Annotated in this window: 24 protein-coding genes; 5 read left to right on the top strand and 19 right to left on the bottom strand. The window is 30.5% G+C overall.

The genetic code is table 11. From position 1 onward, the window contains the following. Positions 1-209: 209 nt before the first annotated feature. The gene (aspS, locus tag PNO30_RS00070; protein ID WP_271986672.1) at positions 210-1,982 is read right to left on the bottom strand and encodes an aspartate--tRNA ligase; all 1,773 of its coding nucleotides are present in this window, start codon (positions 1,980-1,982) and stop codon (positions 210-212) included. Further along, positions 1,982-3,262 carry a histidine--tRNA ligase gene (hisS, locus tag PNO30_RS00075; RefSeq protein ID WP_271986673.1) on the bottom strand — a complete coding sequence of 427 codons (1,281 nt, stop codon included), beginning with the start codon at positions 3,260-3,262 and terminating at the stop codon, positions 1,982-1,984. Before hisS ends, aspS begins: the two co-directional genes overlap by 1 nt. Positions 3,263-3,814: 552 nt before the next feature. Between hisS and PNO30_RS00080 the strand changes: the two genes are divergently transcribed. Then, positions 3,815-4,678: a hypothetical protein gene (locus tag PNO30_RS00080; protein ID WP_271986674.1), complete on the top strand. Its 864-nt coding sequence runs from the start codon at positions 3,815-3,817 to the stop codon at positions 4,676-4,678. 78 nt (positions 4,679-4,756) lie between these two features. On the opposite strand, the gene PNO30_RS00085 is transcribed toward PNO30_RS00080, so the two are convergent. The 7 genes from PNO30_RS00085 to PNO30_RS00115 all read right to left on the bottom strand — a co-directional run bounded on the left by PNO30_RS00085 (position 4,757) and on the right by PNO30_RS00115 (position 11,402). Continuing rightward, complete coding sequence (locus PNO30_RS00085; protein ID WP_003147859.1) at positions 4,757-5,140, bottom strand: RidA family protein; 384 nt, start codon at positions 5,138-5,140, stop codon at positions 4,757-4,759. Between the two features lie 37 nt (positions 5,141-5,177). Next, complete coding sequence (locus PNO30_RS00090) at positions 5,178-6,320, bottom strand: trans-sulfuration enzyme family protein (protein ID WP_271965525.1); 1,143 nt, start codon at positions 6,318-6,320, stop codon at positions 5,178-5,180. Between the two features lie 191 nt (positions 6,321-6,511). Continuing rightward, a complete protein-coding gene (locus PNO30_RS00095) occupies positions 6,512-6,712 on the bottom strand; it encodes a cold-shock protein (RefSeq protein ID WP_003144740.1) in 201 nt (66 codons plus the stop codon). Between the two features lie 227 nt (positions 6,713-6,939). Next, on the bottom strand, positions 6,940-7,419 hold the full coding sequence (gene rpoE / locus PNO30_RS00100; RefSeq protein WP_271965526.1) for a DNA-directed RNA polymerase subunit delta: 480 nt from the start codon (positions 7,417-7,419) through the stop codon (positions 6,940-6,942). 29 nt (positions 7,420-7,448) lie between these two features. Then, positions 7,449-9,083, bottom strand: coding sequence for an arginine--tRNA ligase (argS, locus tag PNO30_RS00105; protein WP_271986675.1), 1,635 nt, complete (start codon positions 9,081-9,083; stop codon positions 7,449-7,451). 23 nt (positions 9,084-9,106) lie between these two features. Then, the gene (locus tag PNO30_RS00110) at positions 9,107-9,490 is read right to left on the bottom strand and encodes a hypothetical protein (protein WP_271986676.1); all 384 of its coding nucleotides are present in this window, start codon (positions 9,488-9,490) and stop codon (positions 9,107-9,109) included. Next, complete coding sequence (locus tag PNO30_RS00115) at positions 9,483-11,402, bottom strand: ABC-F family ATP-binding cassette domain-containing protein (RefSeq protein WP_271986677.1); 1,920 nt, start codon at positions 11,400-11,402, stop codon at positions 9,483-9,485. Before PNO30_RS00115 ends, PNO30_RS00110 begins: the two co-directional genes overlap by 8 nt. A gap of 424 nt (positions 11,403-11,826) precedes the next feature. Between PNO30_RS00115 and PNO30_RS00120 the strand changes: the two genes are divergently transcribed. Both PNO30_RS00120 and PNO30_RS00125 read left to right on the top strand, forming a co-directional pair. Beyond that, on the top strand, positions 11,827-12,507 hold the full coding sequence (locus PNO30_RS00120; RefSeq protein WP_271965530.1) for a YdjY domain-containing protein: 681 nt from the start codon (positions 11,827-11,829) through the stop codon (positions 12,505-12,507). Positions 12,508-12,702: 195 nt separating this feature from the next. Continuing rightward, on the top strand, positions 12,703-13,890 hold the full coding sequence (locus tag PNO30_RS00125) for a TVP38/TMEM64 family protein (RefSeq protein ID WP_271986678.1): 1,188 nt from the start codon (positions 12,703-12,705) through the stop codon (positions 13,888-13,890). A gap of 61 nt (positions 13,891-13,951) precedes the next feature. Here PNO30_RS00125 and PNO30_RS00130 read toward each other — a convergent pair whose 3' ends face one another. The 3 genes from PNO30_RS00130 to PNO30_RS00140 form a co-directional block, all read right to left on the bottom strand. Further along, positions 13,952-14,110: a hypothetical protein gene (locus PNO30_RS00130; protein ID WP_271965532.1), complete on the bottom strand. Its 159-nt coding sequence runs from the start codon at positions 14,108-14,110 to the stop codon at positions 13,952-13,954. A gap of 534 nt (positions 14,111-14,644) precedes the next feature. Continuing rightward, entirely contained in the window at positions 14,645-17,155 is a 2,511-nt protein-coding gene (locus PNO30_RS00135) for an FtsX-like permease family protein (RefSeq protein ID WP_271986679.1), read from the bottom strand. A 109-nt stretch (positions 17,156-17,264) separates the two neighbouring features. Beyond that, a complete protein-coding gene (locus tag PNO30_RS00140) occupies positions 17,265-17,966 on the bottom strand; it encodes an ABC transporter ATP-binding protein (protein ID WP_271986680.1) in 702 nt (233 codons plus the stop codon). A gap of 183 nt (positions 17,967-18,149) precedes the next feature. Between PNO30_RS00140 and PNO30_RS00145 the strand changes: the two genes are divergently transcribed. Continuing rightward, on the top strand, positions 18,150-18,509 hold the full coding sequence (locus PNO30_RS00145) for a Spx/MgsR family RNA polymerase-binding regulatory protein (RefSeq protein WP_271986681.1): 360 nt from the start codon (positions 18,150-18,152) through the stop codon (positions 18,507-18,509). 137 nt (positions 18,510-18,646) lie between these two features. After that, positions 18,647-18,991: a 50S ribosomal protein L19 gene (gene rplS, locus PNO30_RS00150; protein WP_003147874.1), complete on the top strand. Its 345-nt coding sequence runs from the start codon at positions 18,647-18,649 to the stop codon at positions 18,989-18,991. A 195-nt stretch (positions 18,992-19,186) separates the two neighbouring features. Here rplS and PNO30_RS00155 read toward each other — a convergent pair whose 3' ends face one another. From PNO30_RS00155 to PNO30_RS00185, 7 genes are all read right to left on the bottom strand, one after another. Next, positions 19,187-20,260, bottom strand: a complete 1,074-nt coding sequence (locus tag PNO30_RS00155) for a PTS transporter subunit IIC (RefSeq protein WP_271986682.1) — start codon at positions 20,258-20,260, stop codon at positions 19,187-19,189. Positions 20,261-20,413: 153 nt separating this feature from the next. Beyond that, positions 20,414-21,685, bottom strand: a complete 1,272-nt coding sequence (locus tag PNO30_RS00160) for an NAD(P)H-dependent oxidoreductase (protein ID WP_271986683.1) — start codon at positions 21,683-21,685, stop codon at positions 20,414-20,416. Positions 21,686-21,702: 17 nt separating this feature from the next. Then, a complete protein-coding gene (locus PNO30_RS00165) occupies positions 21,703-22,416 on the bottom strand; it encodes an NADPH-dependent FMN reductase (protein WP_420319598.1) in 714 nt (237 codons plus the stop codon). Positions 22,417-22,473: 57 nt separating this feature from the next. Next, positions 22,474-23,409, bottom strand: a complete 936-nt coding sequence (locus tag PNO30_RS00170; RefSeq protein ID WP_271986684.1) for an FAD:protein FMN transferase — start codon at positions 23,407-23,409, stop codon at positions 22,474-22,476. Positions 23,410-24,253: 844 nt separating this feature from the next. Beyond that, a complete protein-coding gene (locus PNO30_RS00175; protein ID WP_271986685.1) occupies positions 24,254-24,946 on the bottom strand; it encodes an N-acetylmannosamine-6-phosphate 2-epimerase in 693 nt (230 codons plus the stop codon). Positions 24,947-24,950: 4 nt separating this feature from the next. Further along, positions 24,951-25,778: a carbohydrate ABC transporter permease gene (locus PNO30_RS00180; protein ID WP_003147885.1), complete on the bottom strand. Its 828-nt coding sequence runs from the start codon at positions 25,776-25,778 to the stop codon at positions 24,951-24,953. An 11-nt stretch (positions 25,779-25,789) separates the two neighbouring features. Beyond that, entirely contained in the window at positions 25,790-26,695 is a 906-nt protein-coding gene (locus PNO30_RS00185) for a carbohydrate ABC transporter permease (RefSeq protein WP_271965479.1), read from the bottom strand. Positions 26,696-26,849 lie beyond the last annotated feature (154 nt).

Consider the following 26,849-nt stretch of genomic DNA (forward strand, 5'->3'; position numbering starts at 1 on the left):
TTTTATAAGTTTATCATTTCTTTTTTATTTTGTCAAGAACTTTTTTATATTTTCTTAACATTTAATTATTAGAAATCTTATATTGTTCGTCTTCTTCTTGAGAAGACTTTTACTATTCTATCATCAGTCTTTTATTATGTCAATACATTTTTTAAAAAAACTGAGGAAAAGTTTCTTTTTTCCTCAGTTTAAGTCTTTCTATTAGTATACTATTTTCTTAATAAAGAGATATTTAGCTCTAATAATTGCTCTAAATCTACTGGTGATGGAGCTTGAGTCATTGGATCTGCTGCATTTGCAGTTTTAGGGAATGCTATTGTATCACGTAAGTTGTCACGTCCCGCTAATAGCATAACAAATCTGTCTAATCCTAATGCACATCCTCCGTGTGGTGGTACTCCATATTCAAATGCATCTAATAAGAATCCAAATTGTTCTTGAGCTTGTTCTTGAGTAAATCCTAATGCTTTAAACATTGATGATTGCACTTCTTTATCATAGATACGGATACTTCCTCCACCTAACTCATAACCATTTAGTACTATATCATATGCCTGTGCATATGCTTTTTCTGGTGCAGTTTCTAATAGTTCTACATCTTCTACTTTTGGCATAGTGAATGGGTGGTGAGCTGCACTGTAACGACCTTTTTCTTCATCATACTCTAATAGAGGCCAGTTTACTACCCACAGATAGTTATATTTATCCTTGTCGATTAAATCTAAATTAGCTGCTAATTTTTGACGTAGTGCCCCTAATGATGCGTAACATACTTTTTTACTGTCCGCAGCAAATAAGATAATATCCCCAACTTCTGCGTCTACACGAGCTACCAATTCTTGAGCTACTTCGTCTGTAAAGAATTTAGCAATTGCCCCATTTAATCCTTCTTCTGTTACTTTAACCCAAGCTAATCCCTTAGCTCCATAGTTTGCAACATATTTTCCTAATGCATCAATATCTTTACGAGAATATTGCTCTGCACATCCTTTAGCTACGATACATTTTACAGCTCCACCTTGTTCTACTGCATTTGAGAACACTTTGAAGTCTAAGTTTTTAACAAGATCACTAACATCTTTTAATTCCATTCCAAAACGAGTATCTGGTTTATCACTACCAAATCTTTCCATTGCTTCTTCATAGTCAAGTCTTGGGAATGGTAATACTACATCAATTCCTTTTACTTCTTTCATTACATGTGCAATTAAACCTTCTATCATAGTAAGAATTTCTTCTTGTGACATAAAGCTCATTTCCATATCGATTTGTGTAAAGTCTGGTTGTCTATCTGCACGTAAGTCTTCATCACGGAAACAACGAGCTACTTGATAGTATCTGTCAAATCCTGCAACCATTAATAACTGCTTAAATAATTGCGGTGATTGTGGTAAAGCATAGAATTCACCTGGGTGAACCCTACTTGGTACTAAGTAGTCACGTGCTCCTTCTGGAGTAGATTTAGTTAAAATTGGTGTTTCAACATCAACAAACATGTTGTTATCTAAGTAATCTCTTGTTGCTTTAGTAATTTTTGAACGTAATTGTAATACTTCAGCAAGTTCCATTCTTCTTAAGTCAAGGTAACGATATTTTAGACGTAATTCTTCGCTTGATAAACTTGCATCATCTAATACGAATGGTAATGTTTTTGCTTTCGATAAAATTTCTAATTTATCAGCAATAACTTCTACTTTACCTGAAGCAATTTTCTCATTTACTGTAGATTCATTTCTTAATACTACTTCCCCTTCAATAGAAACTACGAATTCGTTTCTTAAAGTTCCTGCTAGCTCATGTAGTTCTGCATTTTTTTCCCCTGAGAATACACATTGAACAACACCCATTCTATCTCTAACATCGATAAAGATTAAGTTACCAAGGTCACGACGTTTACTAACCCAACCTTTTAATGTTACTTTCTTTCCTACATATTTTTCATCTATACGCCCAGCGTATTCCGTTCTTCCGTATGCGCTCATTATTTTTCTCCTCTCAATTTTTCTTGTAAGTAATCAACTATATCTTCTAATTTAATTGTTTCTTGTTCAAATGATTTCATATCTTTTACGACAAGTACCCCACTTTCTAGCTCACTTTGTCCAATTATTATAGAATATTTTGCATTATATCTATCTGCAATTTTCATTTGTGCTTTCATTTTCTTATCAAAATAATCATTTTGTACACTGTACCCAGCTAATCTCAAATCATTAGTAAGTTTAACTCCAGCATTAGAAGCATCTTCACCCATAGCTACCACAAAAACATCTATTGTATCATCTATAGGTAATTCAATATTTTCACTTTCGAGTGCTAATAATAATCTCTCAATACTTAGTGCAAAACCAATACCTTTTTTATCTTCAGGCCCATCCAACAGTCTAATCAAACCATTATAACGACCACCACCACAAAGTGTTTTTAATTCGACTTCTGGATTATCTATCATAATCTCAAATGCAGTATGAGTATAGTAATCTAATCCTCGAACTAAATTATGATCAATTTCATATTTTACACCTAGCGCATCTAAGTGTCTAAGCACTTCTGCAAAGTATTGTTTAGATTCTTCACCTAAGTATTCTAATAATCTTGGTGCAGATTTAATAAGCTCATGTTCAGCATCAACTTTACAATCCAATATTCTCATAGGATTTTTATAAAGTCTATTATTACAATCCTCACAGAATTCATTTATTCTAGGTTCAAAATGCTTAACTAATGCTTCATTGTAGGCTTGTCTTTCTTCAGGATTTCCTAAAGAGTTGATACTAACTTTAATATTTTCAATGCCTAACATTTTATAAATGTTATAAGCTAAGCTAATAACTTCAGCATCGATTTTTGGGCTCTCCTCACCGATTACCTCAACACCATATTGAACAAATTGACGATAACGACCTTTTTGTTTTCTTTCATATCTAAACATCGGTCCAACATAGTATAATTTTTGTGGTTGAATAGTTTTAGCGAAAAGTTTATTTTCAATATATGAACGAACTGTTCCAGCTGTACCTTCTGGTCTTAACGTTAAAGATCTATTCCCTTTGTCCATAAAAGTATACATTTCTTTTTGAACTATATCTGTTGTATCTCCAACACCTCGACTGAATAATTCTGTTGATTCAAACATAGGTGTTCTTATTTCTTCATAACAGAAGTTTTTACTAATCTCTCTTAGTTTCCCTTCAATATACTGCCATTTAACACTTTCTTCTGGTAGTATATCTTGAGTCCCTCTTGGCATACTAATTACCATTTCTTTCTCCTTTCGATTTTTAATCATCCTGTGCATCCAATATAAATTAAAAATCGCCCCACATAGCTTTAAACTACATGGGACGATAACATACTTCGTGGTGCCACCCTAATTCATATCAGAATACCGATACCTTATTTTCTATTTATTAAATTTTACAAAAAGTGTTCTTTACTTTAATCATTAATATTTAATCTTTCAGCCTAAGGATTAAACTCTCTTTCAATTAAAACATAAAGTAAAATTCTTTTTACTATATTTTGTCACGGTTCTTTTAAATATATTATACCAAACTTATATCCTTGTCAAGAAATTATTATACTTTTTATTTTTAAACAGTATATTTACCTATATTTATTAGATTATTTTTCTACAAAATTCAACATTAACAGTCACTAATTATTTCACCATAATATAACTTTATACTCCTTTTATATACATATTTCACGTGGTTAATTTAATTACATATAATTTAATTCACTTGATTTTTTTTTCTTAACATTATACAATTAATTATAGTTAAAGACATTAAAGAAAGGAGCGTAGCTCTTTATGAAAAAAATAATCTCTATTTTAATGCCTATATTAGCGATTTTTTTCTTAGTAGGAGGAACATATTACTATCTTACTTCAGAAAATAAAAACTTTAAAGAAGAACATTCAAAATATATATCATTAATAAATGATTCTCATGATTTCAATTCTGGTTTAAAAGGTCTTGAGACACTAACTACTGAAAAAGCAAAAGAAACATTAAGAAATATAGATAACGAAATTAACATCGCTAGTGAATTAGTAAAAATTGATACAGCGTTAAACAATGCTAATATTGAAGAAGCACACGATCATCTAAAACATGCTAAAAAGCTTAATACAGGTCACACTTTTACTAAGGCTATCACTTACTTAGAAGAACAGTTAGAAAACTACGATAATGCTCTTATCGAAATTTTAAAATTAGACTCAACTTCTCCTAACTATGCGGATCAAGTGAAAACAATTTTAGCAAAATATGAATTTAAATACAGTGCGTTAAAAGATAAACTTTCAAATTCAGAAACTTCAGAATTAGAACAAGATCACAAAACTAATATTACTAAGAAAGAAGAAGAGAAAAAGGAATTAGGCAATAAAGAAGATTCTAAAAATGAAAAATCATCTGAAAATAAAGGAAGCACTACTGGAAAACAAACTTCAACTGACTCTAAAAAGACATCTTCTATACCTAATACAAAAATCCACCCACAAATTATCGGTCAGCAAGTTCCAGAAACTTACAATACAATCCGATATACTCAAGAGGGATCAATAAGCAGAAGTATAATAGAAAATGAGCTAAAAGGTGATATTTCTAACTTTACAAATGAAGAAATAGATGCTGCAATAGCAAGTTATAATGCAAAAAATCAAGGATAGCAAATTGTATCCTTGATTCTTTTTATTTACAGATTTAACTCATGAGAAAATTCTAGCACCTAACTCTATAAAATAACTTTATTTTTCTACAGCGATAACTTCTATTTCTATATTACCACCTAGTGGTAGTGCCGCTACTTGAAATGCTGATCTAGCAGGAAGCACATCGTTAAATTGCTCTGCATAAACTTTATTCACTTCAGCAAAATCAGCAATATCTTTTAATAATACTAATGATTTCACTACATGGTTCATAGAGCTTCCAGCTTCTTCTAATACTGCTTCAATATTTTTGAAAACTTGTTTAGCTTCCTCGATAACTCCACCTTCAACAATCTTTCCAGTTTCAGGATTAATACCTAATTGTCCTGAACAGAAAATTAGATTTCCTACTTTATTAGCTTGTACGTATGGTCCTACTGCTTTTGGCGCTTTTGGTGTATTTACTTCTGTTATTTTCATTTAATAAATCTCCTTTATTTATATTATCATTTTTATATTAATTATTTAACGCTTGTTTTAAATCTTCGATTAAGTCTTCTGAGTCTTCTACTCCACAAGAAAATCTTAATAAAGTTTGTGTAACTCCTTGAGCTAACCTTTCTTCTTCACTCATGCATGCGTGAGACATAGTTGCTGGATGAGAAATTATAGATTCTACCCCTCCCAAGCTAATTGCATAAATCGGAATTTTGATTTTTTTAAGAAATGTTTTCAAATCATCTTGTTCGAAAAATTCAAACGAGAAAACAGCCCCTCCTGAGCTAGCCTGTTCTGTATGAATATCATAAAATTTACAACTTGTAAGATTAGGATAGTATACCTTTTTAATTTTATCTTGAGTTTCTAAGAACTTAGTAAGAATTTTCGCATTCTCTACAGATTTCTCCATTCGTAATCCCATAGTTTTCATTCCTCGTAAGATTAACCAGGCATCTTCTACCCCTAAAATACCACCGAAATTCTTTTGTAACAAACAAATTTCATTGGCGATTTCCTCATTATTCGTAACTGCACAACCAGCTGTAACATCACTATGACCGTTAACAAATTTAGTTAAACTCTCTATTACTATATCACATCCTAAATCTAAAGGCTTTTGATATAAAGCTGTCATAAAAGTATTGTCCGCAACAGTTTTTATATTATGTTTCTTAGCAATTTCTACTATCGCCTTAATATCTGATACCTTTAACAAAGGATTAGATGGAGTTTCGATATAAATCATTGTAGTATTATCTTTAATAGTAGCTTCTAATTCTTCTAAATTTTGATAATTAATAAAACTAACTTCTATTCCATATTTTTTCAAAATTTTTGAACTAAATTGGAATGTTCCTCCATAAACATCTTTGGGTAATATTATATGTTCCCCACAATTCAATAGCATCAATACAGTCGTTATTGCTGACATACCTGAAGCGAAAGCAAAACCAAATCTCGCTTTATGTAAATTAGCAACAGCTGCTTCCAATGCTAATATCGTTGGATTCCCGAAACGACTATACGAATACTTACCACAATCTTTATATCCTTCTTTTTGATCAAATGTAGTAACTTGATATTTAGGAATTGATGCTGCACCAGTATAATCATCTATTACAGGATATCCATGTAATAAATTAGTATTTACTCCTTTCATGAAATTATCCTCCTAATTTCCATTTATTTTTTACCTTGCAATTCAATTATAAAATATAATGAAGTATTTTTCAATATCTATAGTATTCGTTTTCATATTTTCTTTTTGTGTATTTTCACCTTATAAAATTTTAAATAAAAAAAGCTATAACTAGACATAAAAGTCTAATTATAGCTTTCTCATATTTCTAATTAAAGAACAACTACGTTAGCTGCTTGTGGTCCACGAGCACCATCTTCTACTTCAAATTCAACTTTATCGCCTTCTTTTAAAGTTTTGAATCCGTCTTTTTTAATGCTTGAGAAGTGAACGAAGATATCTTTTTCTCCTGCTACTTCGATAAATCCGAATCCTTTTTCCTCGTTAAACCATTTTACTGTACCTTGTTTCATAAGTTACAATCTCCTTTATATTTTTTTATTATCAATAATCAATCGTATTCTTGCTGTTAAAGATAATAAATAAAATAAATGTGATATTGTGTTATTCACTTAAAAAACTTAGAACCTGTATTACAATTTTTACTATATGTTTTATTGACTTTCTTCATTATACTTTATTTAAAAAGTATATGCAACTAATAAGACTTATAAAATAAAAAAGCCTTCCGGCTCTTTTATTAAAACTCTTCTTCTTCAGTTGAGATATTGAATTTCGATACAATTCCATCATTGTCAAAATCATAGACATCTTCAGTTTCTTCCATATCTTCTTCCTCAATTAGAGCGTCTACTTCATCATGGATATCCTCTTGTTCTTCATCTCCAAGTTCTTCAATATCATCTTCTTCATCAATTTCAAATTTTTGAACACTTGGTTCAACAAAGTTTTTAATGTCTTCAACAAATAAACTATCTCTTAATTTCCAGCTTCCATCTTCTACACAAACGAATCTTCCATCTAAGTTTAAATCAGTGTAGAAGTACGCAGCTTGCGCTGTAAATTCTTCATCATCAACATTTCTTAATGGTTTAATATAGTCTAGGAAATCATAAATATTTAATTTTTCAATTCCTTCTTCTACCATATATGCATAACATAAATCTATTAGTGACATTTCCTTAATTTTTTCTGTACTTAAATCTTTTAACTTTACCATTTATATTAGATTCCCTTCTTTTTTATTTATTACATTTTCTCTGGAGCAGATACTCCGATTAAGTCTAAAGCGTTTCTTAAAGTTATTTTAACGGCTGTAATTAATGCTAAATAACTTTGAGTTTGCTCTTTATTTTCAGTTATTACTTTATTATTATTATAGAATTTGTGGAAAGAACTTGCAAGACTTTGTAAATAATTACAAATTCTATGTGGTTCATAGTTTTTAGCAGCCTGTGCTACTATTTCTGGATAATATGCTAAGTTTTTCAATAAATCAACTGAATACTCATCAGTTAATAATTCATAATCGCAATTATTAACATCATATTCAGCTTGTTCTGCTGCTTGACGTAAGATTGAACAAATTCTAGCATGCGCGTATTGAACATAGTATAGTGGGTTATCACTTGATTGTTCTTTCGCTACTGCAAAGTCAAAATCTAAATGACTATCTGCACTTCTCATTACTAAGAAGTAACGAGCAGCATCAGCTCCTACTTCATCGATTAAATCACGAAGTGTAATTGCCTTACCAGTTCTCTTACTCATTTTCACAACTTCACCGTTATTAAGTAGTTGTACCATTTGCATAATTAAAACTTCAAGTTGCTCTGCTTTATATCCCATCGCTACGATACTTGCTTTTAATCTTGCAATATATCCGTGGTGATCTGCACCAAGAACATCTAATAACAAATCAAATCCACGATCTAATTTATTTTTATGATACGCTATGTCACTAGTTAAATATGTTAATGAACCATCTGCTTTAATTAATACACGGTCTTTATCATCACCTGTACCTAAAGCTGTTGTTTCCAACCATAAAGCACCATCTTTTTCATAAACAAAACCTTGTTCTCTTAAAGATTCTAATGCTTTATCTACAAGACCTTTTTCATATAATGATTTTTCACTAAAGAACACGTCATACTCTAATCCAAAATCTCCAAGATCTTTTTTGATATTTTCCATCTCATATGCAACTGCGTACTCACGAATAAACTCATTTAAGTCTTCTCTTTCTAATAATGAATCTCCAAATTCATCTTTTAGTTTTTGACCTAGAACTTTAATATCTTCACCGTGGTACGCATCTTCTGGCATCTGTGCATCCATACCTAACGCTTGTTTATAACGAACAATTGCAGAAATAACTAAGTTGTTAATTTGATTTCCTGCATCGTTGATATAATACTCACGAGATAAATCATATCCTGATTTTTTCATTATTCTTGCTAATGAATCAGAATATGCAGCATTTCTAGCATGCCCCACGTGTAATGTTCCAGTTGGGTTAGCTGATACATACTCTAAAAGAACTTTTTTACCTTGTCCAATGTTATTTTCACCATATTTAAAATCGTCTTCTAAGATTTTCCCAACAACACTACCTAGACTTGATTTTTTAACGAAAAAGTTAATAAATCCTGGTCCAGCTATTTCAATTTTTTCTACCGCTTCATCTTCTTCAATATTGCTGATTATTTCCTCGGCAATAACTCTAGGATTTTTACGTAAAACTCTTGTTAATTGCATCGCTACATTTGAAGAAAAATCTCCATTATCTGTGTTTTTTGGAGTTTCTACATGAATATCTACTCCATCAATTTCTAATTTGGCTAAAGAATTTTGTATTAATTCTACTATTTTATTTTTCACCAAAAATTCCTCCTAATTACCTACTAAATGTTTTTCACTAATATTTTCAATTTATTTTGCTGTTTGTCATTTTTTCCGAAATATATATTGTACACTATCTCAAACAAAGTAAAACTATTTTTTGCCATCTTACTTATTTTTACAAGTTGTGTCTCCAATTTCATCTGACCATATTGTGTACTATAGTCATTACTTGTTTTCGTATATGCTAAGTACATTTTTGAATCGTCTTTTTCTATACTAACACTTTCTTTTATTTTGTCAATAAAAATCTCTATTTTTTTGTTATTTTTATCACTATAAGTTATTTTCTCACTTGTGGCTTCTTCAATATGTATCCCCACATGAGAATCTTCATGAATTTTTTCAGCATCAACATATGTTGTTATTTTAATTTTACTATTCATTAATACTTTCTAATTCCTCTTCAATTTCTAACCAAGAATTATTTAATTCATCAACTTCTTCTGTTAATTGTTTTAGTTTTTCATTAAACTCTTGTGTTTTTATCATATCAGTATAGACCTCTTCTTTTGCAAGTTCATTATTAACCGCTAGTATTTCTTCTTCAAAACTTTCGATCTTTTCCATCAACTCATCACGTGTTCTTTCTAATTTTCTTACACGCCGCTTGGTTTCTTTATCTAATATATAATTATTAGTTTCTTTTACTTCAACAACCTCTACTTCTTTATTCGTTAATTGTTGAGCTATTCTCTCTTGCTCTCTTTTTTCTAAATAATAATCATAATTCCCTAAATACATATTATGACCATTATCAGTAATATCTAATACCTTATTGGCTATCTTATTAATAAAGTACCTATCGTGACTTACAAATACAATAGTTCCTTCGTAATTTTTAAGAGCTTCTTCTAACACCTGTTTACTAGTAATATCAAGGTGGTTAGTCGGTTCATCTAATATTAATAAATTATTCTTTTCTAACATTAGTTTAGCTAGTTGTAATCTCGCTTTTTCTCCACCAGAAAGATCTCTTACTATCTTAAGAACATCATCACCTCTAAATAAGAATCTACCAAGAACAGTTCTTACTTCCGCTTCTTTCATCAAAGGATACTCATCCCAAAGTTCATTTAATATCGTTTTTGAAGATTCAAATTCTGCTTGTTTTTGATCGTAGTATCCTAGCGACACTTTGCTACCATATTGAACATTTCCAGCAATTTCTTTTTGTCTCTTCGCTATTGTTTTTATTAAAGTAGATTTTCCTATACCATTTCTTCCAACAACAGCTATTCTATCTCCTTTATACACAGCAAGATTATAACTTTGACCTACTTTAGTTCCATTATAACCAACTTGTAAATCGCTAATTGTCAGAACATCACGACCACTTTGTTCTTTAATTAAGAACTCTATCCCTGCTGCTTTATCATCTTTTTTCGGATTATCTATAAGTTCCATCTTATCTAATACTTTTTGACGACTCTTAGCCATCTTACTAGTTGATGCTCTAGCAATATTTTTCTGAACAAATTCTTCTAATTTCTTTATATCTTTTTGCTGGCTCGTATATTCTTTTAGTTGTTTTTCATAATCTTCTTCATACTGTACTAAAAACTTAGAATAGTTACCTACATATTTCTTAAGCTTACCAAATTCTAAGTTGTATACAACATTAACAACTTTATCTAAAAAATATCTATCGTGACTTACAATTACTATTGCACCATTGTATGCTGATAAATAGTTTTCTAACCATGCTACATTTTCCATATCAAGGTGGTTAGTCGGTTCGTCTAGAACTAGTAAATCAGGCTCACTAAGTAACAATTTCGCCATAGATAGCCTTGTTTTCTCTCCACCTGAAAAAGTACTAATTTTCTTATCAAAGACTTCTTTTGTAAAATCTAATCCATAAAGTACACTTTCTATTTTACTCTTGTAATGATAATCCTTATGAGTTAATACTTTATTTTGTAACCTATCAAACTTATTAAGTAATGCTGGATCATTCTCAATATTTTCCGGAGTTAACTCAAAAGACAATTTCTCTAATTCTGCTTCCAAAGTAATTATCTCATCAAAGCAAGTAATCATTTCTTCATAAATCGACAAATCTTCTCTCACGATAAATTCCTGTGATAAATATCCAACTGTCGTATTTTTTGAAATGGTTCTTTCTCCACTATCGAAACTAATTGCCCCTGCTATTATTTTTAGTAAAGTACTTTTCCCTGCACCATTTCTTCCTACTATTGCAACCCTATCTTTATCATTGATTTCCAACTTTACATTCGAAAAAATTTCATTTACTACAAAATTCTTCGTTATATTATTTAGCTGAATTAACATAGTTTCTCCTTTCTTTCTTATTTTTTACTTATTTTCAACAAAAATCTTATCGAAATTGTTTATAACTAAAATATTATACCATATTTTTAGTTTTTAAGCTAATAATTATAGTTACTATCTTGAATAATTTAAATCAATTCTCAATCGATAACATTTATCAATTAAAATCTATTTATTTTCCTCTCGTAATTATAATTTAGAATATAAAAATTATGTTAATTTATTTATTCAATAAATTTATATTTTTTTAATTTTTCAGCATATCTTTTATCAAAATAGAAAAATATTTTTTATATCATCTTTCAATATTTTAAACCTTTAAAATTAAATTTATAATATAATTCTTATAGATTATTGTTACCTTTTTATATAAATGTTATAATACAAATGTATAATAAAATTATAGAATAAGGAGGATTCGTTCATGAAACCAAAAAAATTATTATCAGTCCTTATGGCTGCTGGATTAGCATTTACTGCTGTTGGATGCAGTAGTTCATCTAATTCAACTTCACAAAATTCAAATCAACCAGCTGACTATGTAGCTGGAGTATCACTAGATAAACCAATAAAAGTAGATAAAGAAGCAGGTACTATTACTGTTCTTACAAAAATTAATGGTAAATACTTCGATGAAGCTACAAGACATAACTCTGTAGAACAAAGTGGTACAAATGGTGCAAAATCAATTTTTACAGCATTTGCTAAACCAGAAGAATTCTACAACGCTTTAATTGAAATTGGTGCAAAACCTGGAAATAATATGAATCCAAATAATGCAACTACTACTCACGTAGAAGGAACTCCAATCAAAGCAGAAATTACTTGGAATGGTGCCAAGAAAAAATATGATATCAATGAAGTTGTAAAAGATAGTAATGGAAAACAAATTGATTTCCGCTTCGGTGGTAACTTAGAGCGTGCAATCGACAAAAACACAGGATGTTTATCTTGTCTAGATAGTTGCCCAGTTGGAATTATCTCAAATACTACTTACACTTATGGGGCTGTTGAAACTCGTAAAGAAGTGAAATTTACTGGTAATGAAGATATTTTACCAGAAGACGGAACTTATGCAGCAGTAATTTACAGCATCAAAAAATAATAATTAACCATATTAATTATTACAACTACGTAAGATGTTTATATATATTCATAATAGCATATAAATATTTAATTTTCTTTTATAAAAACCCCTCAAATATTTATATACTATTAAAGGAGCGACTCTATAAATTATAATTTCTCAAAAATTATAAATTTGTGTCGCTCCCCTATTTATGATACAAGGAGAAAATAAATGAAACGCTTAAGATTATTATTCTATTTCACAAGTGTTGGTATAGCTGTTGGTTACTTCTTCGCATTCTTACTGTTCTTCTTTACACAGTTTGAAATGCTAGCCGATCAAAGTCTTGTAATTTTTGTTTGGACTGTTTACGGTATAATGACAGGATTATATTTTAAACGTATCAATCGAAAATACACATTCTTCATTATAGAAGCTATTATACTTCTTATGGCTATATTTTCTGGTAAAACTAAAACTTTACTATATATAGCTCGTGAAGTGCTACATGCTGGATCACTTAATCAAATTAGAACTCCGTTCATCATTGGTGTTATTATTGTTAACTTAATAAACCTTTATATTATTCTAACACTATCTAAATACCAAAAAGTTTATACTAAAGACGAACTTAAAGCACTAAAACAAACAGAAGTAAAACTTAGTGACTTAAGAGAAGTAGATCCAGAAGAAGAGAAAAAATTAAAAGCACAACGTAAAAAAGTTAGATACATTACCCTTGCTTGCTTCGCAATCTTCTTTGTAGTTTATTTCACAGTACCAAGTTTTAAAACTGGTATTAACACAGCATTTGCCACTCTATCACAATTCGATACAAATGCAGTAATCGAATATTTACGTGGATGGGGAGCTTGGGCTGCCGTTGTTTCTGGAGTACTTATGGTTCTTCAATCAATCGCCGCTCCTATTCCAGCATTCTTAATCACATTGTCTAACGCAGCAATCTTCGGTTGGGTTGCTGGCGCTGCTTTATCTTGGTCTACAGCTATGCTTGGAGCAGCACTGTGCTTCTATATCGCCCGTGGACTAGGACGTGATGTTGTAGAAAAACTTACAAGTAAAGGTGCAATGGCTAGTATCGATGTATTCTTCGAACGATATGGAGACAAAGCTATCCTTATCTGTAGATTATTACCATTCGTATCTTTCGACTTTGTTAGTTATGCAGCAGGTTTAACAAACATGAGTTTCTGGAGATTCTTTATAGCTACAGGTGTTGGACAATTACCTGCAACTATCGTTTATTCATATGTAGGTGGTACATTATCAGGTGGTGTTAGAAACTTATTTATCGGATTAATGTGTTTATTCGCATTATCAATCGTTATCGGAATCATGAAAAAAATCTATAACGACAAACATAAAAAAGAAGAAGAACTTAGTTCTGCTTCTAACTAAATATTAAAATAAACAAAAGCAACTAGAGATAAAACATTCACCTCTAGTTGCTTTTATACTATTAAATATCTATTCCTTTTTGACTCAACTGTCTCATAAAGAAGAATTTTTCTGTACAAATTTCTACCTCATTATCTGTAGTTAGTCTGTTATCAATATAAACATCTATTCCATCTACTACATATTTTGAATACAATTGTGCATCAAATTTATCCGCCATCGAAACCACGACAGCTCTATCTACTCTCCCACCTCAACAAAACTGTTGAAACAGAGATACTAACACGTGTTTTTTATTTTTCTCATTTAATAATTTTTTCGCTTGATCATTAATTGTAATTTTCATTTTCTTCTCCTATTCTACTCTATTGCTTCTAGAGCTTCTACCATGTTTACTTTTTTTAATTTTTTATGCATTACTATCATTACTACTATAATAATCAATTTTGTATTAATTAAGCAGTGATTCCCACTTGGTTAAAATATTTCATAAATAGGAATTTTTCTACACCTATTTCTACATTTTCTCCTATATTTAATCTATAGTCAATATAAACATCTATTCCATCTACTACATATTTTGAATATAATTCTTTATCGAATTTGCTTGCTATCGAAACCCCGATAACTTTATTTACTCCGCCACCTCAACAAGATTGTTGAAATAACGATACTAATATATAGTTTTTATTCTTTTCTTTTAATAATTTTTTCGCTTCGTCATTTATTATAATTGCCATTTCTTTCTCCTATTCTACTCTATTGCTTTTAGAGCTTCTACCATGTTTACTTTTTTTAATTTTTTATGCATTACTATCATTACTACTATTGTAATTAATACTGTTATTCCAGACGCCAATAAATACACAACTAACGGCACTTTACTACTAAACATCATATCACGACCCGCTAGTTCCAATATTATTTTCAAGTACATCCTATAGCCAAGATAGTTACCTAAGATAATACCTACCGCACTTAAGTAAAAAATTTCTCTAAATACATAAATAGTTACTTCACTTGGATAAAATCCAAGAACTTTTATCGTTGATAATTCTCTTATTCTCTCTGAAACATTTACATTTATTAAATTATATAATACTACAAGTGCTAACGTTAACGAACAAATTACCATTACCGCAACTATAATATCAATCCCTTTTATAAAATTATCCAATATCTCTTGAATTTTTGAATTATCGCTTATATTTACTATATCCTTATTATTATGTAGGTTACTTACTATATTTTCTACAGTTTCTTTTCCACCTGTAGTTTGTACTAAAAATGTATTATCTTTATACTGTTTATTAAACACAGATTCATAATAATCTCTATTAATATATATTGTATGTCCAAAGTAATTTTTATTGATCTCTCCTACCGTTAGTGTATATTCCTTATTATTTACTACGACAGTAAAATTATCTCCTTTAGTTAACTTATGCAAATATGCAAGCTTTTCACTAACTACAGCTCCATTTTCAGGTATATTTATATTTTTATCGCCACTGTCTTTCAAAGTAATATAATCTTTATAATCATTTTTATCGACTGTTATTAACTGTGCAGAGTCTACAATTTCATTATTACTCTCAAAAGTTGCAAGTTGAATATTTACTTTTGTATTAGCTTTAACATTATTGTCCTCGCTAATCTCTTTTTGTAGTTTTTCTACACTTACACTATCTATATACGGATTATAAGTAGCTGCTATATCTACCTTATTAATAACTTTGAATTGTTCATTAGAAATATTTATTACTCCATAGCGAATACCAAAACCTATAAACATAAGAGTCAGACACCCTGCAACTCCAAATATCGTCATTAACATTCTAATTTTATAACGGAAAATATTTCTAAAGGTTACCTTCCTTAAAAAGCTAAGTCTTGACCAGATGAAAGGTACTTTCTCTAAAAATATCCTACTTCCTTTACTAGGTGCTTTAGGACGTAATAAGTACGCACTTTTCTCTCTGAGATTCTTTCTTAAAGGTATATAAATCGCTAAACTTATACATCCTAATGAAATAACAAAAGCTGCGATAAGTATACTTGGAGTGTATACAATTTCTGGTGTATTAAATGTGAAAAATCTTGCATATGAATTATAAATTATAGGTACTATAACTAAGTATGCTCCAATTATCCCAAAAATAGTTCCTATTAAAGTAGATAAACCTCCATACACAAAATACTTTTTAGAAATTTGGTAATTACTGTATCCCAACGATTTAAGAGTACCGATGTTTATTCTATTTTCATCAATCATTCTAGTTAAAGTAGTTAGTGAAACTAAGATTGATACTACAAATAAAAATATTGAAAAGACATTTGCAACGAAAGTTAAACTACTTGCAGAATCTATAAACTGGGCATAATTTTTTAACCCTCTAATATTCTCTACTGAAAACCTTGGATAACTTTCTTCTTTAAGACTTATTCTTGCTATATTCAATTGTTTTTTATTTTCATCAATCTCTTTTTGAGCTTTATTTAGTTTTTCTATTTGCTCATTGTAACTTCTACTATCAACATTTTTTAATAATTCTATTTTTGATTTAACGGCATTTAGCTGGTCTTGGGCTTGATTTATAACCTTCTCATTTTCATTTAATTTTTTATTATTTTTCTCTAAATAACTTTTCTCATCTACTTCCTGTTGAACTTTTAATTTCTCAATCAAATTATCTCTTGTTTTATTAACCTCAGTTATATAATCTTTATCACTATATTTATAATTAATATTTTTTAGTTTAATATTAACACCACTGACATTTTCAAACTTAAAGACATCCTTTTTCACATATCCAAAGTAATCTTTATTCGCTAAATTATTATTCGATACTTCTATATGATCCGCACCTTGTACAAAACCTACCACTCTAAATTTAAATTGTTTCAAAGTGTTACTATCATTATTACTTGAAACGAAAGAAATTTCATCACCGATTTTATAACTACCTTGAAGTGATTCTACTAAAACTATTTCACTTTCATTATTAGGTAAAGCCCCCTCAACAACCTTAGGTAAAACTAATTTTTCAGGTATAGACTCAACATTTACAAATTCATTACTATTGGTGATTTGTAATTTTTTTATATAATAACTCTCACTTATATCAATATTATCCATATCATTGATAAGTTTCATATCCGATTCGTTGATACCGTAATTATGACTTACTCTCAAATCATACATCTTATGGCGCTCTATATGTTTATTATAAGTATTTACCATTGCAGGTGAAGTTTCTTTCAAACCTACAAATATAAAAACTCCCAGAAACATTATTATCATTATCGATATGAATTTTGACTTAGTCCGTGAGACTTCTCTTAATATATCTCTATTTATTGCTCTCATAATACTACCACTCTATCTCATCTATACTTTTAGGATTAGTATTTTGTGTTACTCTTTTTACTCTAGCATCATAGATTTCTATTACTTTATCAGCTGCTTCTGCAATGGAGCTATTATGAGTAATAATAATAACTGTTTTCTTCTCATCAACACTATATTTTTTTAATATATTTAATATATTTTTTCCAGTTTTATAATCTAAAGCTCCTGTCGGCTCATCACAAAGTAATAGTTTAGGGTTCTTAGCTATTGCTCTGGCTATAGCAACACGCTGTTGCTCACCTCCAGAAATTTGCGAAGGAAAATTATTCAATCTATTTTCTAAACCAACAAGCTTCAATATTTCAATTGCATCTTTTGGCTGTTTTACTATTTGTTCTGCCAATTCAACATTTTCTAAAACAGTTAAATTTGGAATTAAGTTATAAAATTGAAATACAAATCCTATATCTTCTCTTCTATATTTTGTAAGCTCATCTTCACTTAACCCAACGATTTCCTTTCCAAAGACATTAATAGATCCCTCACTAGCGTTATCCATTCCACCCATAATATTAAGTAATGTGCTTTTCCCAGCACCACTAGGACCTAAAATTACTACAAACTCTCCTTCATTAATGTCAAAACTAATAGCATCATTAGCTATAACTTTGTTACTATCTTCACCATATACTTTAGAAACATCTTTTACAATTATTTTTTGCATAGTATTTCTCCTTTATTCCTATAATATAATTATATCACATATTATTTAATGTTTTAACTTAACCGCTTACTCTTAAACTTCCCTACTAAACAGATTTCTTTACAGTAAAAAAATTTAGTATTATAATATCGTAGACTAGTAAATTTTTACTGAAATTTCTGATTACAATAGAAAGGAGAATATATGCTAAACATTTATGAATATCCAACATGCTCGACATGTAGAAAAGCAAAAAAACTTTTAACTGAAAATAATATTGAAGCAACATACTACAATGTAAAGGAAAAAACACCTACAGTAGATGAATTTAAGAAAATAATCGAAACATTCGACTTACCGCTAAAAAAATTATTTAATACTAGCGGTCTGGTTTACAAAGAACTAGGATTAAAAGACAAGTTGGCTACATTATCTCTTGATGAGGCACTTCAACTACTTCATGAAAATGGAATGTTGATTAAACGACCACTTGCCTTTGATTTTAAAAATGACATTCTATTATTGGGATATAAAGAAGACGTTTGGGAAAAAGCCCTTTTATAAAAAAATTATTAAATTATCTATTGATATTTATAAAAAATAATGTTATAATAGTCGAGATGTGAAAACATTAAATTACGATGTTCCTCTGTTAATCAAGCATTAATAAAGAACATTTTGTAAAAAAAGGAGAAAGAATAATGAGCAAAATCATTGAAGCGATTACTAAAGCGCAATTAAGATCAGACATTCCTGAATTCAAAGCTGGGGATACAGTAAGAGTACACGTTCGTATCGTTGAAGGTGGACGTGAGCGTATCCAACAATTCGAAGGAGTAGTTATCAAACGTCGTGGTGGAGGAATCTCTGCTACTTATACTGTACGTAAAATTTCAAACGGTGTTGGTGTTGAAAGAACATTCCCTGTTCACACTCCAAAAGTTGAAAAAATTGAAGTTGTACGTAAAGGTAAAGTTAGACGTGCTAAATTATACTACCTACGTAACTTACGTGGTAAAGCTGCTCGTATTAAAGAAGTACGATAATAAGAAAAAGCTTAAAAGCCCTATTACATCAGTAACAGGGCTTCTTTTTTTACTTTAATCATGTTTTGACCATGTTTATCAAAATTCATAATTTTACCCTAATTCTATTTTTATCTTCAACACCAGCCAATACTATCAACAAAGAATATTAGTACAAAAAGAACTAGCTACTCACAATAGCTAGTTCTTAATATTTTATAAGTCTAATTTATAATCGTCTGCTTTTACGAATCCTTTTTTCTCCATATAGTAATATACTGCATATGAGATTATTGCTGGTAAAATAAAGTGTAATAACAAAATTTCAATTAATAATACCGAATGAGAAACATGATTAGACATTGTTTGCCATGTCATAAGTTGCCCTACAAGTCCAGATGTCCCCATACCGCCACCGGCAGGGTTATTCTCCATTCTACAAACAATTGTAGCAATAGGTCCTAGTATTGCACTAGCTACAATCGGCGGAATCCATATAACGGGTTTTCTCATGATATTCGGAACTTGCAGCATAGATGTTCCTAACCCTTGAGCAAAAAGTCCATTCCAACGATTAGCTTTGAAGCTTATTACTGCGAAACCAACCATTTGTGCTGCACAACCTACAGTTGATGCACCAGCTGCTATTCCAGATAATCCTAAAATAATCGACAACGCAGCAGAGCTTATAGGTAATGTCAAAATTATTCCCATAACTACTGATACAACTATCCCCATGATGAATGGTTGAAGTTCCGTCGCTTCTCTAATAAATGTACCTAAAATTTTCATACCTTTAATCAAGTAAGGTCCTGTGAAAAATGAAACTATCGCACCTATTATAATAGTAATGAATGGAGTAACTATTATATCAATCTTTGTCTTACCTGAAACTAATCTACCAATCTCAGCTGCTATAACAACAGAAATAAATGCTCCTAGTGGATCACCAGATCCTGTAACAATTAATTTACCTTGTTCTACTAGATGATTCGTCCCAAGATTAGAACCAAAAGCACCTAGGAAACCTACTACACCTGAAGCCAAAATTACTAACTTAGGTGCTTTTAAGGCATGCGCTACCCCTATACCAATTACCGGCCCTGTTAAAGCCATTGAAATTGTAGCTACAACAATAAGAAAACTAGATAGTGAGCCACTTAAATTTATAGCAATTTGTTTAATAATTAATCCAATAATTAACGTACAGAACAAACCTAATGCCATACCATTTAAGGCGACTATAAAGTATCTATGAAACAACTTTGATAATAAATTATTTTTATTCATATCAAACTCTCCGTATTTAGTAAAGATTATTTTGCACTTATTGTGCTTAACTACTATTATAACTCATTTTTTCTTATTTTTCTCTAAAAATACTCCCAAAAAAGAAAAAGGTTTAGGTAATTTTACCTAAACCTTTTTTAATATTTTCTATTATTATGCTGAAGCTCCGCTTGTTGCGTCTGCTGCTGGCGCTGCTGCAGGTGCAGGTGCTGCCGCATGACCGTGTCCAGCGTCTGAAGCTCCACTTGTTGCGTCAGCTGCTGCTGGTGCTGGCGCTGCTGCATATCCGTGACCTACTGGCACTCCATTTTTAACTAATGATTGACCAGTTTGTTTTAGGTACCAGTCAACGATTGGTTTGAAGTCTAAGATGTACTCGTTGATACCAGCATATTTACCGTTTTTATCGTACATTGCTTGATAGTTGTGCACTACGTATTTGTCTGGTCCGTGAGTTGGTACGTGTGTACGGAATACATCGATTTGTCCTGAACGTAGTAATCCTACTAACCAGTTTACACTCTTTTGTATTCTCTCTGGCTGATCAGGGTGAACTTTAGCTAATGAACATCCAACTTGTACTGGACGACGTTTTGCAAGCATTTCGTAATCTTCTTTATGGTAGTTGTAGTATAAGAATTGGTTGTTACTATCAGCATAAGTTAATTCCATCGGCATAGAATTTAAGAAATAGTTAAGTTGATCTACTGTTAAGATACCACGATCAAGTTTAACATATGTATCTCCAGATACAGCATTAACTTTCTCAGCTGCTTTCTCATACCAATCATCAGCATCTCCATCAACACCTTGGATTGTTGTATCGATTACACCACTAGCTGTTAAGTCTTCTTTTGGTGTTGGTTTTCTTTCTGCTAATGATTGAGCTACTGTAGCAAATTTAACGAATTTAGTTAAGCACATACGTAAGTATCCTACTGTACGATCATCAACTAAGTTACCTTCAGCATCAAATGCTTCTTTAGCTTTTCCTAAAAGGAACTCGTTACCTGGGAATACGATTGCATTAACACCTGGAGCGTCTAAGATTTGACGTAAGTGTAATTGAGCACGAGATGATCCTTGATCATAGTATGAAGCTCCAAGTACCATTACTGGTTTGTTTTCAAGTGGGTGTAATTCGAATGATAACCACTCTAATGCACTCTTAAGTGATGCAGTAATTGTGTGGTTGTGCTCAGGTGTAGCGATGATAACACCATCAGCTTGTAAAATTTTACGGTTCATTACTAATAAATCTTTGTTTTCTCTTGAATGATCTTCATCTTGGTTAAACATTGGTAAGTTAGTAATGTCTAATAATTCTAAAGTGAATAAATCTTTATATTCTTTTGCTATAAATTCCATTAATTTGCGGTTATAAGAAATTTCCGCGTTTGAACCTACGATTCCTACTAATTTCATGTGTCTACACTCCTATCCTATTTTAAATCTTCCCAAGAGAAGTTTTCTAATTCTTTTTCAGCTAATTTATGTGCATTAATTAATTTTTCAGTAATTTTAATGAATAATAAGAAATCAGCAAATAAACTATCTAATTTCGCTACTGTTTCTGGGTTAGAAATATCTCCAGCTTCGTCAAAAGCTTGTAAAGAATGTCCTAATAAGAACTCAGAACTTGGCATTACACGTGCTTTAACTTCTGGTGAATCCATCATTTGACGTAAGTGAGCTTGTGCACGAGATGATCCAAGAGTTCCGTATGAAGCTCCTGTTAACATTACTGGTTTGTCAAGTAATGGGTGAATTCCATAAGATAACCAAGCGATTGCACTCATTAATGATGCAGGTACTGCGTGGTCATACTCAGGTGAACTGATGATAACTCCGTCAGCTGCTTCAATTTTAGCTGCAATTTCTTTAACTCCTTCAGGTAATTCTTTATTAGCTGGTTTGTTGAATAAAGGAAGATCTTTAATTTCAACTAATTCGATGTCAGCTTTACCTGCAAAATGTTTTTGAATATATTGTAAAAGTTGGCGGTTTGTAGATTTTTTAGAGTTTGTACCAACTAGACCAATTAATTTTACCATGTTTTTGTTTCCTCTCTCTTTTTTTGTACTATCTACTTTATTTGTATCTAGATTTTCTTGTCTTGTTTTTTTAACATTTTTTTTGTTTTTTACTTCAGCCACTTTAATAGAGCCTCCTTAAATTAATAGTATTTTCAGTATTCTTCAAGATATTATCAGCTAACATATTATTTTATCTAGCACTCCGCTTGTATAATAGATTTTACCTTCAATTGTTACAACAACACCTTCTATATCAGGTAAACTATCTATTTCATCCATAATATCTTCGACATTTTTTCCAAATAGTCTTGTCGTCCAAATTTCTCCATCCACTGAGGCTGTTGAAATTATAGACAAACCTGCTACATTTGTTTCAACGGGATAACCAGTTTTCGGATTCAATATATGGTGATAAGTTTTTCCGTTTTCTGTGTAATTACGTTCATAAATACCAGAAGTTACAACAGATTGATTTTTTATACCTATAGTAAATAAGTGATTCCCTCTAGGTTCCACAGGATTTTGAATACCTATGCGCCACATTAAATCTGGATTATGCTTAGCATCACCAAATGTTAACACGTTTCCACCTAGATTAATTAATCCCGCGTCTACACCTCTTTTTTTCAAATATTCAATCATTAAATCAGCAATATACCCTTTTGCTACGGCACCTAAATTAATAGCCATACCTTTCTTAGCAAGATAGACAGATTGTTCTTCTTCATTGAGAATTATTTGATTAGGATCTGTTATTTCTAATAGACTATCAATTTCTTGTTTTGTTGGAACCTTGACATCATTAAATCCTATTCTCCATGTCTGCACAATTGGTCCAATAGCTATGTTTAAAAAGCTATTAGGAGCACAGCTGTGAAGTTTTCCAATTTTTATCAAATCAAATAAATCTGGATGAACTTTGACAGCTTTAATACCTGCATTATGATTTACAACCATAAGTTCAGAACTATCATCGTTTGCACTAAATCTATGCTCATACATCTTTAACATTTCCACAGCATCATCTAAAATATTTTCAGCATCAATGCTATCAAAAATAAGAATATCTATATGAGAACCCATTAATTTTAAGGTCTTTCTTCTTAAATTCATTTTTTTTACACCTTACAATAAAAAATTTATTTGCTTAAGATAACTAAATATGTTGTATACATCTACAAGAAACCTGTTATTAAAAGACAAAGTAATAATAGATAATTAATACTTTAATTACATTATATAACAGAAATAACTTCAAATCAACAAAATATTTCACTCATAAAGACTGACTTAATACCAATTTTCATTAAAAAACACAATAAAAATTAACTGAGTTTATATTTCTTTATATAAAAAATCTACAAATATAAACAGATATATACAGTAAAGAAACCTGAAAACCTTTAATTTATTAGATTTTCTTAAACTTTATATTTTTATTTAATTTACTAAATTTAAAATATTATAAAATTATAAAAATACAAATATAAGTTTAAAAAAAATATATTTACATAAAATTATTTCATATTTTCATTGATTTTCATTTTTTATTAAAAATGAAAATGCAATTTCAAAATTAATATTATAATAAATAAAAAGCTATCGATCAGCCCTAAATCATGATAATATATCACAACTTTAAACCAATCAATAGCTCTATTTTAATTTTTTACTTTTAACTTAATTTTTCTAACCGTGAAAATGAGCACATTCATTACAATACTTGAAAACACTATCGGTAAATATACATTAAGAACAGATGCTCCAACCTCTTGACCCTCTATCAATTTATAATATATTCCAATGAATAATACAGCTAATGCTAGAGCATTTATCAATAATGGAGAAAGCCATATCTTTTTAAATGCTATATTCAATATATGTGTTATAAACCATGATCCAAGTATATACCATTTACTATAGGTATACCAATATGCTAATAAAACTAATACACTCATTATCTCAACTCACTTAAAAATCTTGTTGCAATTTCTTGCGGTCTTGTTATCGCTCCACCAACAACTATACAATGCGCCCCTGCTTCAAACGCCTGTTTTGCTTGTTGTGGAGTATGAATTTTACCTTCTGCTATAACAGGAACTTTTACATTTTCTACGATTTCTCTTACCAAGCTAGGATTAAATTGTTTAGAGTCTTCTGTATATGGAGTATACCCATTCATAGTAGTCCCTACAAAATCAACTCCCGCTCTTTCCGCTTCAATTGCTTCTTCTAAATTAGAAATATCCGCCATCAACAAGACATTTGGATATTTTTCTTTAATTTCTTTTACAAATTCACTAGGAGTTTTATCATCTCCTCGTTCTCTATTTGTACAATCCAAAGCAATTATATCAGAATTAGCTTCTACCAATTTATCTACTTCTTCCATTGTAGCCGTTATATAAGAAGCATATCCTTCATATGATTTTTTTATTATACCAATTACTGGTAAATTCGTTTGTTCTTTTATTTGTTTAATATCTAAAACACCTTGAGCTCTGATAGCTTTTACACCTGCATTTTTTACGGCTTGTGCCATTAAACACATCACTCCGCCTTCTTCTTTATATAAAGCTTCTCCTGGTAAAGCTTGACAAGAAACTATCATTTCTCCTTTTAGATATTCTAATAATTGTTGTTTTTCCATAATATTATCCTTTCACGGCTCCCAAAGTAACACCTTGAGTAAAGTAATTTTGGAAACAGATGAACACGATTATCATAGGTAATGATGCTAATGATGCCCCTGCCATTAGTAGTCCATAGTCATTAGAGAACTCTTGTCCTTGTGCTAACGCCGCTAATCCTAATGGTAATGTAGACATATCAGGTGTGTTAGAAAAGATTAATTGTGAGAAGTAATCATTCCAACTAGCTATAAATGTAAAGATTGCTAATGCACCAATACCTGGTTTAATGATCGGTAATGCAATGTTCATAAATGTCCTTACTTCACCGCAACCATCAATTCTTGCTGATTCAAGTAATTCTGTTGGAATTGCTTGTGAGAATTGTCTCATTAAGAATACTCCAAATGGCCATCCTACCGCTGGTAAAATCAATGCATAGTAAGTATTCATTAAGTTAAATTCAGTAATTAAGTTTAATAAAGGTATTAAAATTACTTGTTTTGGTAACGCCATCGCAGCAACAAAGACCATGAAAATTACTTTAACTCCTGGGAAATTTTTCTTAGCTAATGCATATCCTGCTAATGCAGATGTCGCACATACTAAGAATGTTGTCATTACTGAAATAAATACTGAGTTGAAAAACCATCTTAGAGTATTTGATGTGAATAACTTATTATAATTTTCCAAAGTTGGAGATGTCGGCCACCATTCAGGTGGAATTGTTATTGCTACATCTTGTAACTTAAACGATCCCGATGCAATCCAGTAGAATGGAAATATAAAGAATATAGTTAATCCGATCAATATTATCATAGATACTATTTTAAAAATACTAATACTTTTCATCCTAAATCCTCCTAATCATTGTCTGTAGATAGAAACTTGAATTGTAAGATAGAAATTATTCCAATAATCACCGCAAGGATAATACCCATCGCACTAGCTACACCATGATTTCCGTTTTTAATTGCTGCTTCATATACTAAATACATAATTGTACTTGTTCCGTAGTTCGGTCCCCCAGCTGTTAATAACTGAATTAAGGCGAAAATTTGGAACGAGTTAATTGTTGTTACAACTACAATATATAATGTTGTTGGCTTAATAAGCGGCCAAGTAATTTTTGTAAATACTTGCCATTTTGTTGCTCCGTCAATTTCAGATGCTTCTAATAATTCTTTTGGTACGTTACCTAAAGCAGCAACATAAAGAATTATCGGTTGACCTAACGAAGTAGTAATAAGAATCGTAATAATAGCATATAATGCTGTTTTTGGATTCCCTAACCAATCGACATTTTCATTAATTATGTGCATAGACTTAAACACATAGTTTAAAATTCCATATTCTGGATGATAAATCCAAGCCCAAACCACTGTGACAGATACTACAGAAGAAATAGCTGGGATATAGAATACTCCACGGAAGAATGATCTTACTACAGCACTCTTATTATAAATTGTTACCGCAACAAATATTGAAACTAATACAACTATCGGTACTGCAACTACAGTTACGACAACTGTATTAATAAGAGATTTCATAAATGGTTCGTGGATTGTTGCTCCATTTCCACTGAACAATAAATCTGAATAATGTTTTAATCCTACAAATACTGGATTTTTCTTAGCAAAACTATATAATGATAACTGAAGTCCACGTAACATCGGGACCAAAACAAATGTTATAAAAAATACACTAACCGGCAAAATAAATAAATATGCACTAAAGTCTATTTTTTTTCTTTTCTTAGTAGTCTTCATAGCTCCTCCTAAAAAGTTATTATTTTATCTTAAAAAGGGAGTGACTCAAAAATCGTGATTTTCGAAGAAATCGATTTTGTCGAGTCACCCCCGCACAGTTTATTAGATATCTAAAAAGCTTTTATAAAGCGAATTTAGATATCAATAAACCACT

The organism is Gemella haemolysans (genome assembly GCF_028308085.1).
In the GTDB taxonomy this organism is placed as follows: Bacteria; Bacillota; Bacilli; order Staphylococcales; family Gemellaceae; genus Gemella; species Gemella haemolysans_D.